This is a genomic window from Dactylosporangium sp. NPDC006015, assembly GCF_040614215.1.
GTDB lineage: Bacteria > Actinomycetota > Actinomycetes > Mycobacteriales > Micromonosporaceae > Dactylosporangium > Dactylosporangium maewongense.
On record NZ_JBEXUD010000031.1, the window covers coordinates 39,618 to 53,650 of the forward strand.

Annotated in this window: 9 protein-coding genes and 1 pseudogene; 6 read left to right on the forward strand and 4 right to left on the reverse strand. The window is 70.4% G+C overall.

All coding sequences use genetic code 11. The annotated features are described in order from the left end of the window. The first annotated feature begins 65 nt into the window (after window positions 1-65). Window positions 66-2,759: a DNA polymerase I gene (polA, locus tag ABZ321_RS39200; protein ID WP_344503468.1), complete on the forward strand. Its 2,694-nt coding sequence runs from the start codon at window positions 66-68 to the stop codon at window positions 2,757-2,759. Between the two features lie 618 nt (window positions 2,760-3,377). On the opposite strand, the gene ABZ321_RS39205 is transcribed toward polA, so the two are convergent. Continuing rightward, window positions 3,378-4,187: a class I SAM-dependent methyltransferase gene (locus ABZ321_RS39205; RefSeq protein ID WP_344503469.1), complete on the reverse strand. Its 810-nt coding sequence runs from the start codon at window positions 4,185-4,187 to the stop codon at window positions 3,378-3,380. Between the two features lie 258 nt (window positions 4,188-4,445). On the opposite strand from ABZ321_RS39205, the gene rpsA reads away from it, so the two are divergent. Beyond that, window positions 4,446-5,948 (forward strand): 30S ribosomal protein S1, encoded by a 1,503-nt coding sequence (gene rpsA / locus ABZ321_RS39210; protein ID WP_344503470.1) that lies wholly within the window; start codon window positions 4,446-4,448, stop codon window positions 5,946-5,948. A gap of 1,546 nt (window positions 5,949-7,494) precedes the next feature. Here rpsA and uvrB read toward each other — a convergent pair. Both uvrB and coaE read right to left on the reverse strand, forming a co-directional pair. Next, the gene (gene uvrB / locus ABZ321_RS39215) at window positions 7,495-9,648 is read right to left on the reverse strand and encodes an excinuclease ABC subunit UvrB (RefSeq protein WP_354900619.1); all 2,154 of its coding nucleotides are present in this window, start codon (window positions 9,646-9,648) and stop codon (window positions 7,495-7,497) included. Window positions 9,649-9,956: 308 nt separating this feature from the next. Then, a pseudogene (gene coaE, locus ABZ321_RS39220) lies at window positions 9,957-10,526 on the reverse strand (dephospho-CoA kinase); the annotation flags it as partial. A gap of 128 nt (window positions 10,527-10,654) precedes the next feature. Between coaE and ABZ321_RS39225 the strand changes: the two are divergent. Together ABZ321_RS39225 and ABZ321_RS39230 are read left to right on the forward strand one after the other, a co-directional pair. After that, entirely contained in the window at window positions 10,655-10,897 is a 243-nt protein-coding gene (locus ABZ321_RS39225) for a hypothetical protein (RefSeq protein WP_344503472.1), read from the forward strand. 168 nt (window positions 10,898-11,065) lie between these two features. Next, window positions 11,066-12,016, forward strand: coding sequence for a hypothetical protein (locus ABZ321_RS39230; RefSeq protein ID WP_354900621.1), 951 nt, complete (start codon window positions 11,066-11,068; stop codon window positions 12,014-12,016). 4 nt (window positions 12,017-12,020) lie between these two features. Here the strand turns inward: ABZ321_RS39230 and ABZ321_RS39235 are convergent, their stop codons facing one another. Continuing rightward, window positions 12,021-12,314: an antibiotic biosynthesis monooxygenase family protein gene (locus ABZ321_RS39235; protein ID WP_354900622.1), complete on the reverse strand. Its 294-nt coding sequence runs from the start codon at window positions 12,312-12,314 to the stop codon at window positions 12,021-12,023. Between the two features lie 21 nt (window positions 12,315-12,335). On the opposite strand from ABZ321_RS39235, the gene pnuC reads away from it, so the two are divergent. Next, complete coding sequence (pnuC, locus tag ABZ321_RS39240) at window positions 12,336-12,950, forward strand: nicotinamide riboside transporter PnuC (protein ID WP_344503475.1); 615 nt, start codon at window positions 12,336-12,338, stop codon at window positions 12,948-12,950. After that, complete coding sequence (locus ABZ321_RS39245) at window positions 12,947-14,032, forward strand: AAA family ATPase (RefSeq protein WP_354900624.1); 1,086 nt, start codon at window positions 12,947-12,949, stop codon at window positions 14,030-14,032. Before pnuC ends, ABZ321_RS39245 begins: the two co-directional genes overlap by 4 nt. Window position 14,033: the final 1 nt, after the last annotated feature.

The window sequence follows — 14,033 nt, forward strand, 5'->3', positions numbered from 1 at the left end:
TTTGTCGCGTCACGGCGCGGGGTCTCCGCGGGGAACTGTCATACCCCCCGACTAGGCTCAAGGATGTGACGGGTTCAACAGAGGACACCAGGCTCCTGCTGCTCGACGGGCACTCCCTCGCCTACCGGGCGTTCTTCGCCCTCCCCGCGGAGAACTTCTCCACGAAGACGGGGCAGGTGACCAACGCCGTCTTCGGCTTCACGTCGATGCTGATCAACATGTTGCGGGACGAGAAGCCCACGCATGTGGCGGTCGCCTTCGATGTGTCGCGCCAGACCTTCCGCCTGGAGAAGTATGCGGAATACAAGGCCAACCGCTCGACGACCCGGCCGGAGTTCTCCGGCCAGCTCGACCTGATCAAGGAGGTCCTCAACGCGTTGCGGATCCCCTTCATCGAGAAGCCGGGTTACGAGGCCGACGACGTGATCGCCACCCTCGCCCGGGAGGCCGCCGCGCAGGGCATCCCCACCTCGATCATCACCGGCGACCGCGACGCGTTCCAGCTGGTCACCGGCCTCGTGACGGTGCTCTATCTCAAGCGCGGCGTCTCCGAGATGGACCGCATGACGCCGGCCAAGGTCGAGGAGCGCTATGGCATCCCGCCGTCGCTCTACCGGGCGAAGGCGGCGCTCGTCGGCGAGGACAGCGACAACCTCCCCGGCGTCCCCGGCGTCGGCGACAAGACCGCCGCCAAGTGGATCCTGCAGTTCGGCGACCTCGACGGGATCATCGCCCGGGTCGACGAGATCAAGGGCAAGGCCGGCGAGAATGTGCGCGCCCACCTCGCCGACGTCATGCGCAACTATGAGCTCAACGGGCTCGTCGACGACCTCGAGCTGCCGATCACCCCCGACGAGCTGCACTGGCGCGGCTGGGACCGAGAGGCCGTCCACCAGGTCTTCGACGCCCTGGAGTTCCGTATCCTGCGCGACCGGCTCTACCAGTATCTCGACGCCGTGGAGCCCGAGGCGGAGAGCGGTTTCGACCTGTCCGGCACGGTCCTGCGCGAGGGCGTCGGCGCCTGGCTCACCGAGCACGCGCCGGCCGGCACCCGCGTCGGCGTCGCCGTCGCCGGCAAGTTCGGCCGCGGCACCGGCGAGGTCACCGGCATCGGCCTCGCCGTCGCCGGCGGCCCGGCCGCCTGGTTCGACCCGACCGAGCTCGACGCCGCCGACGACGCGGCCGTGGGGGAGTGGCTCGCCGCCGCTGACCGGCTCAAGGTGCTGCACGACGTGAAGCCGGCCCGGCTCGCGTTCGGCGCCCGCGGCTGGGCGCTCGAGGGCGTCGCCAGCGACACCGCGCTCGAGGCCTATCTGGCCCGCCCCGACCAGCGCTCCTACGACCTCAACGACCTGGCGCTGCGCTACCTCAAGCGCGAGCTGCGGGTCGACGCCCCCGACACCGGCCAGCTCGCCCTGGACGGCCTGGGTGGCAACACGGGAGAGGCGGAGGAGAATCTGATGCTCCGCGCCCGCGCCACCCTCGACCTCGCCGACGCGATCGCCGAGGAGCTGCGGCGCGACGGCGACTCCTCCGCCCGCCTGCTCGCCGAGGTCGAGCTGCCGCTGGTCACCGTGCTCGCGGAGATGGAGCGGGTCGGCATCGCCGCCGACACCGACTATCTCAGCGAGCTGGAGTCGAAGTTCGCCAGCAACGTCAAGGCCGCGGCGCAGGGCGCCTATGAGGTGATCGGCCGGGAGTTCAACCTCGGCTCGCCCAAGCAGCTGCAGGAGATCCTGTTCAACGAGCTCGGCCTGCCGAAGACCAAGCGCATCAAGACCGGCTACACCACCGACGCCGAGGCGCTGCAGAATCTGCACAAGCAGACCGAGCACCCGCTGCTGGCGCACCTGCTGAGCCACCGCGACTGGGCCAAGCTCAAGACCACCGTCGACGGCCTGCTCAAGTCGGTCAGCGACGACGGCCGCATCCACACCACCTACTACCAGACCGTCGCGGCCACCGGCCGGCTCTCCAGCACCGACCCCAACCTGCAGAACATCCCCATCCGCACCGAGGACGGCCGGCAGATCCGCCGCGCCTTCATCGTCGGCGAAGGCTTCGAGTCCCTGCTCACCGCCGACTACAGCCAGATCGAGATGCGGATCATGGCCCACCTGTCGAAGGACGAGGCGTTGATCGAGGCCTTCAACTCGGGCTTCGACTTCCACGCCGCGACCGCCTCGTCGGTCTTCTCGATCCCCGCCGACGAGGTCGTCCCCGACCAGCGCCGCAAGATCAAGGCCATGAACTACGGCCTCGCCTACGGCCTGTCCTCCTACGGTCTCGCCTCGCAGCTCGGCATCACCCCCGCCGAGGCCACGGTCCTCATGGAGGAGTATTTCGCCACGTTCGGCGGCGTCCGCGACTACCTGCGCCAGATCGTCGTCCAGGCCCGCCGCGACGGCTACACCGAGACCGTCCTCGGCCGCCGCCGCTACCTGCCCGACCTCAACAGCGACAACCGCCAGCGGCGCGAGATGGCCGAGCGCATGGCCCTCAACGCCCCCATCCAGGGCTCCGCCGCCGACATCATCAAGGTCGCCATGCTCCACGTGGACGCAGCCCTGCGCGAGGCCGGCCTGCGGTCCCGCATGCTCCTGCAGGTCCACGACGAGCTGGTGTTCGAGGTCGCCCCAGGCGAGCACGACGCCGTCGAGGCCCTCGTCCGCCAGCAGATGGGCGAGGCCTACCCCTTGGACGTCCCGCTGGGCGTCTCGGTCGGCTCAGGCCGCGACTGGAACGCCGCCGACCACTGATCCCCGTCCACTGACCGCTGTCCCACTGGCCCCTGACCTCTGACCTCTGATCGCGTCGTCTCGCACCGCCGGTGTCGCCCCGTCCACGGGCCGACACCGGCACCGAGCCGCCGGGACGCTCCGCCGCCGTGCTCGCCTGCTCGCGTGCCTCCGGTTCGGCGGCTTTGGTCGGCTGCCTGGCTCGACGGCTCAGCTCGGCTGCTGGACTGACGGCTCGACTTGGCTGTTCGGTCGCTGAGCGGCTCGGTATGGCCGGGCCGGTCAACGCCCGGCTCCTCCACGCCCCGTGGACGACGAGGCGGTCGGTCGCCCTACCTCCTCGACTTCCACGTTCCACCAACGGGCGGATCGCGGTCCACGTGCGCCCTCCGTCGTTCCGCTCGCCGCCTTCGCCCGTACGGTGGACCGCTCGGCGCCCTCTTTCTCCCGAATACCCGTCTTACGCTGATTTCGACGGGTCCTCTCTTCCGGTTCCACGGCGCTTGCGCTCGCGAGGGACCTTTATTTCCGGTTTATCAGGCGCTCCGCGCCCGCTAAACCGGAAATATCAGCATTTTGTGGGGGTTGGACCGACTCGCGGACTGCTGGCGCGGGCGCGGTGGCGCGGCCGAGGCGCGGTCAGGTCGGCTTGGTGGCGATGAAGATGGCGGTGCCGGGGAAGATCTTGCCGCGCAGGGGGCTCCACTGGCCCCAGGTGCCCTTGTGGTCGTCTGGCCACTCGGGCTCGATGAGGTCGTTGAGGACGAAGCCGGCCGTGACGAGCTCGCGGATGCGGTCGCCGAGGGTGCGGTGCTGCTCGACGTACGTCGGGACGTGTGCCTCGTCCTCCTCGACGTAGGCGCGGCGGTCGAAGTAGGAGTGCACCGCGACCAGGCCGCCCTCGCCCGGGTCGTCCAGGAACACCCACCGCATCGGATGGGTGATCGAGAAGGCCCAGCGGCCACCGGGGCGCAGCACGCGGTACACCTCCCGCATGACGCGACCGGAGTCGGCGACGAACGGCACGGCGCCGAACGCGGTGCACACGATGTCGAATACGCCTTCGGCGAACGGCAGGGCCGTGGCGTCTGCCTGCAGGAGCGGCACTTTTACACCCGATCGGGTGTTTCCGGCGGCGGCGTGCCGCAGCATGCCGGCCGACAGGTCGCTGGCGATGACCCGCGCGTCCTGGGTGTGCAGCCAGCGCGAGCACGATGCCGCGCCGCAGCCGATCTCCAGGACGTCCTTGCCGGTGACGTCGCCGAGCAGCCGGGCGTCGGCCTCGCGCAGGCCTTCCGGGCACCAGACGAAGTCGGCGTCACCGAGGAACGCGCCGTGTTCGGCCTGGTAGGCGTCGGCGTCAGCGTCCCACCAGCCCCGGCTCGCGCGGCGGCTCTCGGCTGGGTTCACTGCGCGTCGTGTGACGCCTGCGTCTGGTGACGTTTCCATGGACTGCAACGGTAGGCCCCGCAAAAGTCGGCGGATCGGGTCTGGGGGAGGGTTGGACCATGTGGTATTGCGCAGGGTAGGCTGATCGGTGCACTCGTGGGTTGTGCGCCTCGGCATGGAGCAGGCTCACGATCGTCTGACACATCCTGAGCTTCCAATGCACTGATCCTGCACTGCGACAGGCGGGTTGTGCCCCGACGATGGTCCGCGGGAGCGCAGGTCCACCGAAGTCACCCACCGACCGGAGCAACAACCCACATGACGAGCAGCATCGAGGCCACCTCGAGCGCCAGCAGCAACAAGGTCGTCGACGAACTCGCGTCCGATGAGGCGTTCCTCGCCGCGATCGACGAGACCATCAAGTACTTCAACGACGGCGACATCGTCGAAGGCACCGTCGTCAAGGTCGACCGGGACGAGGTCCTGCTCGACATCGGCTACAAGACCGAGGGTGTCATCCCCTCGCGCGAGTTGTCGATCAAGCATGATGTCGACCCTGCTGAGGTCGTGTCGGTCGGTGACCACATCGAAGCCCTGGTCCTTCAGAAGGAGGACAAGGAAGGGCGTCTGATCCTCTCGAAGAAGCGCGCGCAGTACGAGCGGGCGTGGGGCACGATCGAGAAGATCAAGGAAGACGACGGGATCGTTCGCGGCTCCGTCATCGAGGTGGTCAAGGGTGGTCTCATCCTCGACATCGGGCTCCGTGGCTTCCTGCCGGCGTCCCTGGTCGAGATGCGCCGGGTCCGCGACCTGCAGCCGTACGTGGGGCGCGAGCTCGAGGCGAAGATCATCGAGCTGGACAAGAACCGCAACAACGTGGTCCTGTCCCGCCGGGCCTACCTCGAGCAGACCCAGTCCGAGGTGCGCACCGAGTTCCTGCACAAGCTGCAGAAGGGCCAGGTCCGCAAGGGCGTCGTGTCCTCGATCGTCAACTTCGGTGCGTTCGTCGACCTCGGTGGCGTCGACGGCCTGGTGCACGTGTCCGAGCTGTCCTGGAAGCACATCGACCACCCGTCCGAGGTTGTCGAGGTCGGCCAGGAGGTCGAGGTCGAGGTGCTCGACGTCGACCTGGACCGTGAGCGCGTCTCCCTGTCGCTGAAGGCGACCCAGGAAGACCCGTGGCGCCAGTTCGCGCGCACCCACGCGATCCAGCAGATCGTCCCGGGCAAGGTCACCAAGCTCGTTCCGTTCGGTGCGTTCGTCCGCGTCGACGACGGCATCGAGGGCCTGGTGCACATCTCCGAGCTGGCCGAGCGCCACGTGGAGATCCCGGAGCAGGTCGTGCAGGTCGGCTCCGACGTCATGGTCAAGGTCATCGACATCGACCTCGAGCGTCGCCGGATCTCGCTGTCGCTCAAGCAGGCCAACGAGGGCTTCGTCGAGGGCGAGGAGCACTTCGACCCGACCCTCTACGGCATGTCGGCCACGTACGACGAGCAGGGCAACTACATCTACCCGGAGGGCTTCGACCCGGAGACCGCCGAGTGGATGGCCGGCTTCGAGAAGCAGCGTGAGGCGTGGGAGCAGCAGTACGCTGAGGCCCGCCAGCGCTGGGAGGCCCACACCAAGCAGGTGCAGACGGCCCGCCAGGCCGACGCCGCCGAGCCCGCCGCCACTGCCGCGGCCGGCGCGACGAGCAGCGGCCCGGTCACCTCGTCGACCCCGACGGCGGCTCGCGCCCCGGAGGAGCCGGCAGGCACCCTCGCGACGGACGAGGCCCTCGCGGCCCTGCGCGAGAAGCTGGCCGGCGGCAAGAGCTGACGGCTCGCAGAACATAGGAGAGGCCCCGTAGCCGGATTCGGCTACGGGGCCTCTCCCGTTCCCGCCGTTCCCACCAGGCACGGCGCTGTCCGCGGACCACACGGTCGGCTCCGGGGGGCTTTGTTCGGCCCCGCCTTGTGCGTGGGTGTGGCGCATTTCGGGCGCGCTTCGGCCGTGCCACGTACGGACTTCACCTGCGCGTCCACGGTGGCGTGAGTGCCGCCCGCGCCGCGGTCGCGGTGATGTTCCCCAGCCGCCGTCCTCACCTGGTCAGCGCACGAGAGCGCCACCTGGTGCATCCACGCCGTCGCTGGTCTTGCAGTCATCGCGGGGGCACCCGCTGGCGCGTCGGCTCGCATCGACGCTGCGCGATCCGCCCACATTTTCAGAGATCATTTTGTAGGTGGATAGCGAAAAATCTATGGCGCAAAAGGTGCAAATTATTGCATTGATCGACGTCTGTGTGGAGTCGTGAGTCGGGGTGGCGGCGCATCGTCCCAGACGGTGATCACCCCGGACGCCTCAGATCTACAGTCGCCGGCGAGGGCGAGGTTTAGCCATTCGAGGGACTTGCGCTGGTTCTGAGACCACCGGCGGTGTGGCAGCACTGAACGACGAAGCTGGATCCTTGTGAGGGCGGAGTCGGGGGGCAATACCGCCAACCCGCCCTGTGCTGCCCGCGTGCAGCCGGAGATGGCGACGGGCAGGTCCACGCCTGGGTGGGCAGCGCCTGCGGTGGGAGTGGAGCTGCAGTCGGAGACAGCGGTGGAAAGCTCCGTGCCGGTCGTTGACGGCATTGCCGGCTGGGCGGGGTTGCGGCCGACGGGCGCGATGGGTGGCGGCAGACGGACGGCGCTCTCGGTGGCGTCGAGCGCTGCCTGCATGCAGCCGCAGTTGGTGGCAACAGGGTCCGCGCCCGGGTGGGTGGCGTCTCCGGTAGGCGCGAAGTGCTGCCTGCCGACGATGGTGGGTGGGTGTCGCTGGTGGGTGTGGGGCGTTGCCCGCGTGCGGCCGGAGGTGGTGCTGTGCGGCGGGTCCGGTAGGTGTGGATGTGCTGCCTGCCTGCCGAGTGCGCTAGGTGGCTGGGTTCGGTAGGCGCGAAGTGCTGCCCGCCGAAGACGGCGGGCGGGTGCCGCTGGTGGGAGTGAGCGTTGCCCGCGTGTAGCCGGAGGCGGTGGTGTGGGGCGGCTCTGAACGGGCGCGGACGTGCTGTCTGCCGATGGTCGCCGTGCCCACCGTCGCCCCTGACATCGTGGCACCAGGCGGTGTCGTCGGTGGGTGTGGAGCGCCGCCCGCCGCTGGCCCCGTCCGCGGCTGGCCCCGTCCGCGGCTGGCCCCGTCCGCGGCTGGCCCCGCCCGCCGCTGGCCCCGTCCGCAGCTGGCCCCGCCCGCTGCCGCGGACGGCGGCAGGCGGGGGCGCTGGTCGGTGCGGGTGCTGCCTGCGTGCGGGCCTGGGAGGCCGTGGCGTGCAGCGGCTCCGGTAGGTGTGGAGCCGCTGCACGCGGTGCCGGGGACGGGGTGGGTGGGTGGGTGGGTGGGTGGGTGGTTACTTGACGCCAGCTACATCCATGGCGCGGAGTTCCTTCTTGAGTTCGGAGACCTCGTCGCGGAGGCGGGCGGCGAGCTCGAACTGCAGCTCGCGGGCGGCGCCGAGCATCTGGTCGTTGAGCTCCTGGATGAGGGTGGCGAGCTCGGCGCGGGCCATGCCCGCGCGGGCTGGGGTGGCGGCGCCGGCGGTGCCCTTCGTGCCGCCGCCCTTCTGGCGGGCGCGGGTGTTCTCGGGGGACTTGCCGCGGCTCATCTGGCGGCCGCCGCCGACGGTGATGGCGCCGCCCGGACCGTGGCCGACGACGGCGCCGGCGGTGTCCTCGGCCTCGCGGTAGATGTCGTCGAGGATGTCGCCGAGCTTCTTGCGCAGCGGCTGGGGGTCGATGCCGTTGGCGAGGTTGTAGGCGATCTGCTTGTCGCGGCGCCGGTTGGTCTCGTCGATGGCGAGGGCCATCGACGGGGTCATCTTGTCGGCATACATGTGGACCTGGCCGGAGACGTTACGTGCGGCGCGGCCGATGGTCTGGATGAGGCTGGTGCCGGAGCGCAGGAAGCCTTCCTTGTCGGCGTCGAGGATCGCGACCAGGCTCACCTCGGGCAGGTCGAGGCCCTCGCGGAGCAGGTTGATGCCGACGAGCACGTCGAACTCGCCGCGCCGCAGCTCGCGCAGCAGCTCGACGCGGCGCAGGGTGTCGACCTCGGAGTGCAGGTAGCGCACGCGGATGCCGTGCTCCAGCAGGTAGTCGGTGAGGTCCTCGGCCATCTTCTTCGTCAGGGTGGTGACGAGGACCCGCTCGTCGAGCTCGACCCGCTGGTTGATCTCGTGCATGAGATCGTCGATCTGGCCCTTGGTGGGCTTGACGATGACCTGCGGGTCGACGAGGCCGGTCGGGCGGATGACCTGCTCGACGAACTCGCCCTGCGTGCGGCCGAGCTCCCACGGGCCGGGGGTCGCCGACAGGTAGACGGTCTGGCCGACCCGCTCCTCGAACTCGTCGAAGCGCAGCGGCCGGTTGTCCTGAGCGCTGGGCAGTCGGAACCCGTGCTCGACGAGTGTCCGCTTCCGTGAGGCGTCGCCCTCATACATGCCGCCGATCTGCGGCACGGTGGCGTGCGACTCGTCGATGACGGTGAGGAAGTCGTCGGGGAAGTAGTCGAGCAGGCAGTGCGGCGGGCTGCCCGCCTCGCGGCCGTCGATGTGGCGGGAGTAGTTCTCGATGCCGTTGCAGAAGCCGACCTGGCGCATCATCTCGATGTCATACGTGGTGCGCATGCGCAGCCGCTGGGCCTCCAGCAGCTTGCCCTCGCGGTCGAGCTCGGCGAGGCGCTCCTCCAGCTCCACCTCGATCTGCGAGATCGCCCGCTCCATGCGCTCGGGGCCACCGCCGTAGTGCGTCGCGGGGAAGATCATCAGCTGGTCGACCTGGCGGATCTCGTCGCCGGTCAGCGGGTGCAGGTAGGACAGGCGCTCGATCTCGTCGCCGAAGAACTCGATCCGGATCGCGAGCTCCTCATAGGCGGGGATGATCTCCAGCGTGTCGCCGCGGACCCGGAACGTGCCACGGTTGAACGCGAGGTCGTTGCGCGTGTACTGGATGTCGACCAGCCGCCGCAGCAGCTTGTCGCGCTCGAGCTCCTGCCCGACGGTCACCTTGGCGGCCCGGTCCAGATACTCCTCGGGCGTGCCCAGACCGTAGATCGCGGAGACGGTCGCGACCACGATGACGTCGCGGCGGGTCAGCAGGCTCATCGTCGCGGAGTGGCGCAGCCGCTCGACCTCCTCGTTGACCGACGAGTCCTTCTCGATGTAGGTGTCGGTCTGCGGGATGTAGGCCTCGGGCTGGTAGTAGTCGTAGTAGCTGACGAAGTATTCGACCGCGTTGTTGGGCATGAGGCCGCGGAACTCTGTGGCCAGCTGCGCTGCGAGGGTCTTGTTGTGGGCGAGCACGAGCGTCGGGCGCTGCAGCCGCTCGACGAGCCATGCGGTCGTCGCGCTCTTGCCGGTGCCGGTCGCGCCGAGCAGCACCGAGTGCCGCTCGCCGGACCGGATGCGACGCGCCAGCTGCTCGATGGCGGCGGGCTGGTCGCCGGACGGAACGTATTCGCTGACCACCTCGAAGCGGTTGTCCAAGCGGGGAATGTCGAGCGCCATGACCCCAACCGTACGCGGGGGGTATGACAACTTTCGGGTTCCTCGCCCTGGGTGGTTGATCGTATTCAACCTGGCGATTGTGTGGGGAAGATCACCGGACTACCGTAGAGCTGTAGGCCGCTCGCGGCGGCCGACCGGAGAGCAGGCCGGCCATTTACTCGGTCCGGCCCTCCCGGCGCCAGGTTGCTGCCCCGGCCCGTCACGGTCGGCGAGCGCACCGTGGATGGATCGCGCGACACGCGCGACCGGCCGCCGCGAGCGCCCCTGCGTCAGGGGCGCAGACGTCAGGCGGCGCCGGCGATCAAGGGCCAAGCCGCCGCGACCGCCGCGTCCAGCTCGGCCGGTGTGCCGTCGTTGACGATCGAGACGTCCGCGACCGCCCGCCGCTGCTCGTCCGTCGCCTGCGCCGCGATCCGGGCCCGGGCCTCCTCGGGCGTCATCCCGCGCAACCGCACCAGCCGGTCCAGCCGCGTGGGAAGCGAGGCGAACACGATGACCACCGTCTCGTACAGGCGCGACATCTGCTTCTCGACGAGGAGTGGCACATCGTTGACGACGACGGCGCCGTCAGGCGCGGCCGCGACCAGCTCGGCCGTCCGTGCCCGGACGAGGGGGTGCACGATGCCCTCCAGCGTCGCGCGCGCCTCGTCGGAGCCGAAGATCCGGCTCGCCATCGCGGCCCGGTCGAGCGCGCCGTCCGCGGTGAGCACGCCGTCGCCGAACGCCTCGACGACCGCGGCCAGGCCGGGCGTGCCGGGCTCCACGACCTCGCGCGCCAGCCGGTCCGCGTCGATGATCACGGCGCCGAGGGCGGCCAGCCGCTCCGCCACGGCGCTCTTACCGGCGCCGATGCCGCCGGTCAGCCCCACCATCCTCATCCGCCCATCACAGCAGAGCGGACGGACCCGCCGCGCACCGGTCAGGTGATCTCCGGCGTGTACGGCGCGGAAAACGGCATTTGCGAAGATAACCTCCGTGCTGAGGAAGACGACATAGCGGGGCGAACATGACACAAGGGCGACACTGCATCGGCCGGCCGGGCCTGGGGCGCCGTGACATCACCATGATCATTGCGGCCGCCGACGTGGCCGAACAGGGACCACGGCACCGCCGCGGCCGCTCGCTGCGCCGGTCGACGACCGAGGCCGCGGGCATCTTCGCCGCCGCCGCCGTGCTGGCGGTACTCGCGGTCAGCGGCTGGTACGCGGCGTCGGGGGCGACCGCGGTCGCGCAGATGCTGGCGCGCTGACCAGGCGACCCGAGCGGGTGCAGGCGGGCACCCGAACGGTGGGTCATCAACGCCATCAGCCGTGGCGCGAGACGCGGGCTGTCAGCGATACTCTGCCCGGGCGAGTGCACGAGTGCCGTGCGCAAGTGCACGATCTGCACCGACGCCAGGACCAGAAGGACGCGCTGCATGGAGCCGGGACACCCCCCACGGCAGGATCCGCCGACGGAGCCGAGCCACGACCAGGTCAACGGGTCGCCGCCGCGACCCCGCAGCCGGCGTGGCTGGATGTCGGACTCGCCGCTCGACGGCGGGTCCGGCTGGCCGACCTCGGCCTACGCGATCGTCCCCAGGCAGGCGACTCCCCCGAAGGAAGAGCAGCGGGCGCCGCAGGAGGCACCGCAGGAAGTGCCGCCGGTCGCGGCCACCGAGCCGCCCCCGGAGGCGCACAGCCGCCGCTGGCGGATCGCCGCCCTGGTCATCGGCCTGATCGTGCTCCTCGCCGCGGCGGTGGGCGGGGTGCTCGCCACCCGGAAGTCGTCCGGCGACACGCAGACGCCGACCGGTGAGAACCGTGCCGCCACCGCGCCGCTGACCGAGGCGACGACGCCGGCCGGGTCCGGGGCCACCGCCGGGGCCACTGCGGGGGGCACAGGGTCCCCGAGCCTCGACGCCAACGGATCGCCCGTGCCCGCGCTCAGCGCCGGCACCCCCGACCCGAGCGCCGTCGTGACCAGCCCCGTGCCGGAGGGCACCGTCACCGACGTGCTGCGCGCCGGCACCGTGCGGATGACCGTCCTCGCGGGGCAGCCCGACGAGACGTTCGACTTCGACAACGGCGCCAAGCAGGCGTCCGGCGCCGACATGGCCGCCGGCGCGCTCGGGCTGACCGCCGTGGGCGGCGCGGCCTTCGCCCCCGTCCTGGTTACGCCGACCCTCGCCGTCTGCTCGGCGGTCCCGGCCGCCCAGTGGGGCGACCGGGTCCTGCTCAGCGCGCTGCTGCCCACCACGAAGGTCTGCGTCCGCACCGGCGACCAGCGGTTCGGCTGGTTCACGCCCCGGTCCGGCGAGGCCGTCGTCAGCGGCCAGCTCTACACCACGTACCTCGACTTCACCGTGTGGAAAAAGGCCGGCGACTGACCGGTCAGGCGGGCACGTCGACGAAGTGCTCGACGGTCGGAGCGCCGTTGAAGAACGGCCCGAGCAGCCCGCGCCACTGCGTGAAGCGGTCGGTGGCGCGGAAGTTGTCCAGGTGCGCGTCGACCGAGTCCCACTCCACCAGCAGCACGAACCGGGTCGGTGACTCGACGCCGCGTGTCATGCGCACGGACCGGCAGCCGGGGGTGGTCGCGAGCAGCGTGTGTGCCTTGCTGTACGCGGCGGCGAACTCGTCCTCGCGACCGGCGAGCACGTCGATGAGTGCAACTTCCAGAACCATTCGGACAGGGTAGGGGACATCGTGCTCGACTGGCTCACATCCACCGCCTTCCACGCTTTCGGCGCCCCCACCACATGGGCGGAGCTGCTGGGGTTCCTGACGGGGCTGGTCACGGTCTGGCTGGTCGTGCGGCAGCACATCGCGAACTGGCCCATCGGCATCGCCAACGTGCTGCTGCTCATGGTCGCGTTCTGGCACGTCGGCCTCTACGGCGACGCCTGGCTTCAGGTGGTCTATGTGGTGCTCGGCGCCTACGGCTGGTGGCGGTGGCGTCCGGGTGCCACGACGGTAGTCCGTCGCACGACCCGCGTCGAATGGGGTGCACTCGCTGTCGCCGGTGTGTCGCTCACCGTGGCGTTGTGGTGGTACCTCGACCGTTTCACCAGCTCGACCGTGCCGTGGCCGGACGCCGCGACCACCGCTCTCTCCCTGCTCGCGACCTACGGACAGACCCGCCGGCTCGTCGAGAGCTGGTGGCTGTGGATCGCGGTCGACGTCGTCTACGTGCCGCTCTACGGGTACAAGGACCTGTGGCTCACCGCGGTGCTCTACCTCGCCTTCCTCGCCCTGTGCGTCCTGGGGTTGCGCGCGTGGCGGCAGGCCCTCGACCCGCGGCGCGAGACGGTGCCGGCGTGACCCACGGCCTCGTCGTCGGCAAGTTCTACCCGCCGCACGCCGGGCACCACCTGCTCATCGACACCGCTGCCCGTACATGCGACCGGGTCACCGTCGTCGTCGCACCATCGAGCACCGAGTCCATCCCGCTCGAGACCCGCCTCGACTGGCTGCGCGAGGTCCATTCGGCCAGCCCGCACGTGCGCTTCGCCGGCGTGTACTGCGACCTGCCGATCGACTACGACGACCCCGACATCTGGCAGGCGCACTACGAGGTCTTCCGCGGGGCCGTCGGTCCGGTGCAGGTCGACCTGGTTTTTTCGTCCGAGTTGTACGGCGATGAGCTCGCCCGACGGTTCGACGCGCGGCACGTCCCGGTCGACCCGTCGAGGCGCGGTGTGCCGGTCTCGGGCACGGCCGTCCGCGCCGATCCGGTGGCCAACTGGGCGTTCCTGGCCCCTCCCGTACGCGGCTGGCTGGCCCGGCGGGTGGTCGTCGTCGGCGCCGAGTCGACCGGCACCACCACCCTCGCGCGGGCGCTCGCCGCCCAGCTCAGACTGCGCGGCGGAGCGTTCGCCGGCACGCGCTGGGTCCCGGAGTACGGGCGGACCCTCACCGAGCTGAAGATGGCCGCCGGCGTCAAGGTCGAGGACCTCGTCTGGGACCGCGAGGACTTCCTGACCGTCGTGCGCGAGCAGAACGCCGCGGAGGACGCCGCGGCCCGGGCCGGCGGGCCGCTGCTCATCTGCGACACCGACGCGTTCGCCACCGCCGTCTGGGAGGAGCGTTACCTCGGCTCCGCCTCGCCGGAGGTCCGCGCCGCCGCCCGCGAGCCCGCGCTGTACCTGCTGACCCCCGACGACGACGTGCCCTTCGAGGACGACGGGATGCGTGACGGCGAGCATCTACGCGGGTGGATGACCGACCGGTTCCGCACCGAGCTCGCCGCCGGCCGGGTCCCGTGGATCGAGCTGACCGGGACGTACCGGATGCGACTGCGCACGGCGCTTGCGGCCTGCGACGAGCTGCTCACGCAGGGTTGGCGGTTCGCCGCGCCGCAGCTGCCCCGCCGGTCGCCGGGAAATGTCGGGGGGTCCTGTTAGG

What these genes read in the sequence shown, in the direction of transcription:
- ABZ321_RS39205 (WP_344503469.1), bottom strand. Translation starts at nt 4,187, where the DNA reads ATGGAAACGTCACCAGACGCAGGCGTCACACGACGCGCAGTGAACCCA.
- rpsA (WP_344503470.1), top strand. Translation starts at nt 4,446, where the DNA reads ATGACGAGCAGCATCGAGGCCACCTCGAGCGCCAGCAGCAACAAGGTC.
- uvrB (WP_354900619.1), bottom strand. Translation starts at nt 9,648, where the DNA reads ATGGCGCTCGACATTCCCCGCTTGGACAACCGCTTCGAGGTGGTCAGC.
- ABZ321_RS39225 (WP_344503472.1), top strand. Translation starts at nt 10,655, where the DNA reads ATGACACAAGGGCGACACTGCATCGGCCGGCCGGGCCTGGGGCGCCGT.
- ABZ321_RS39230 (WP_354900621.1), top strand. Translation starts at nt 11,066, where the DNA reads ATGGAGCCGGGACACCCCCCACGGCAGGATCCGCCGACGGAGCCGAGC.
- ABZ321_RS39235 (WP_354900622.1), bottom strand. Translation starts at nt 12,314, where the DNA reads ATGGTTCTGGAAGTTGCACTCATCGACGTGCTCGCCGGTCGCGAGGAC.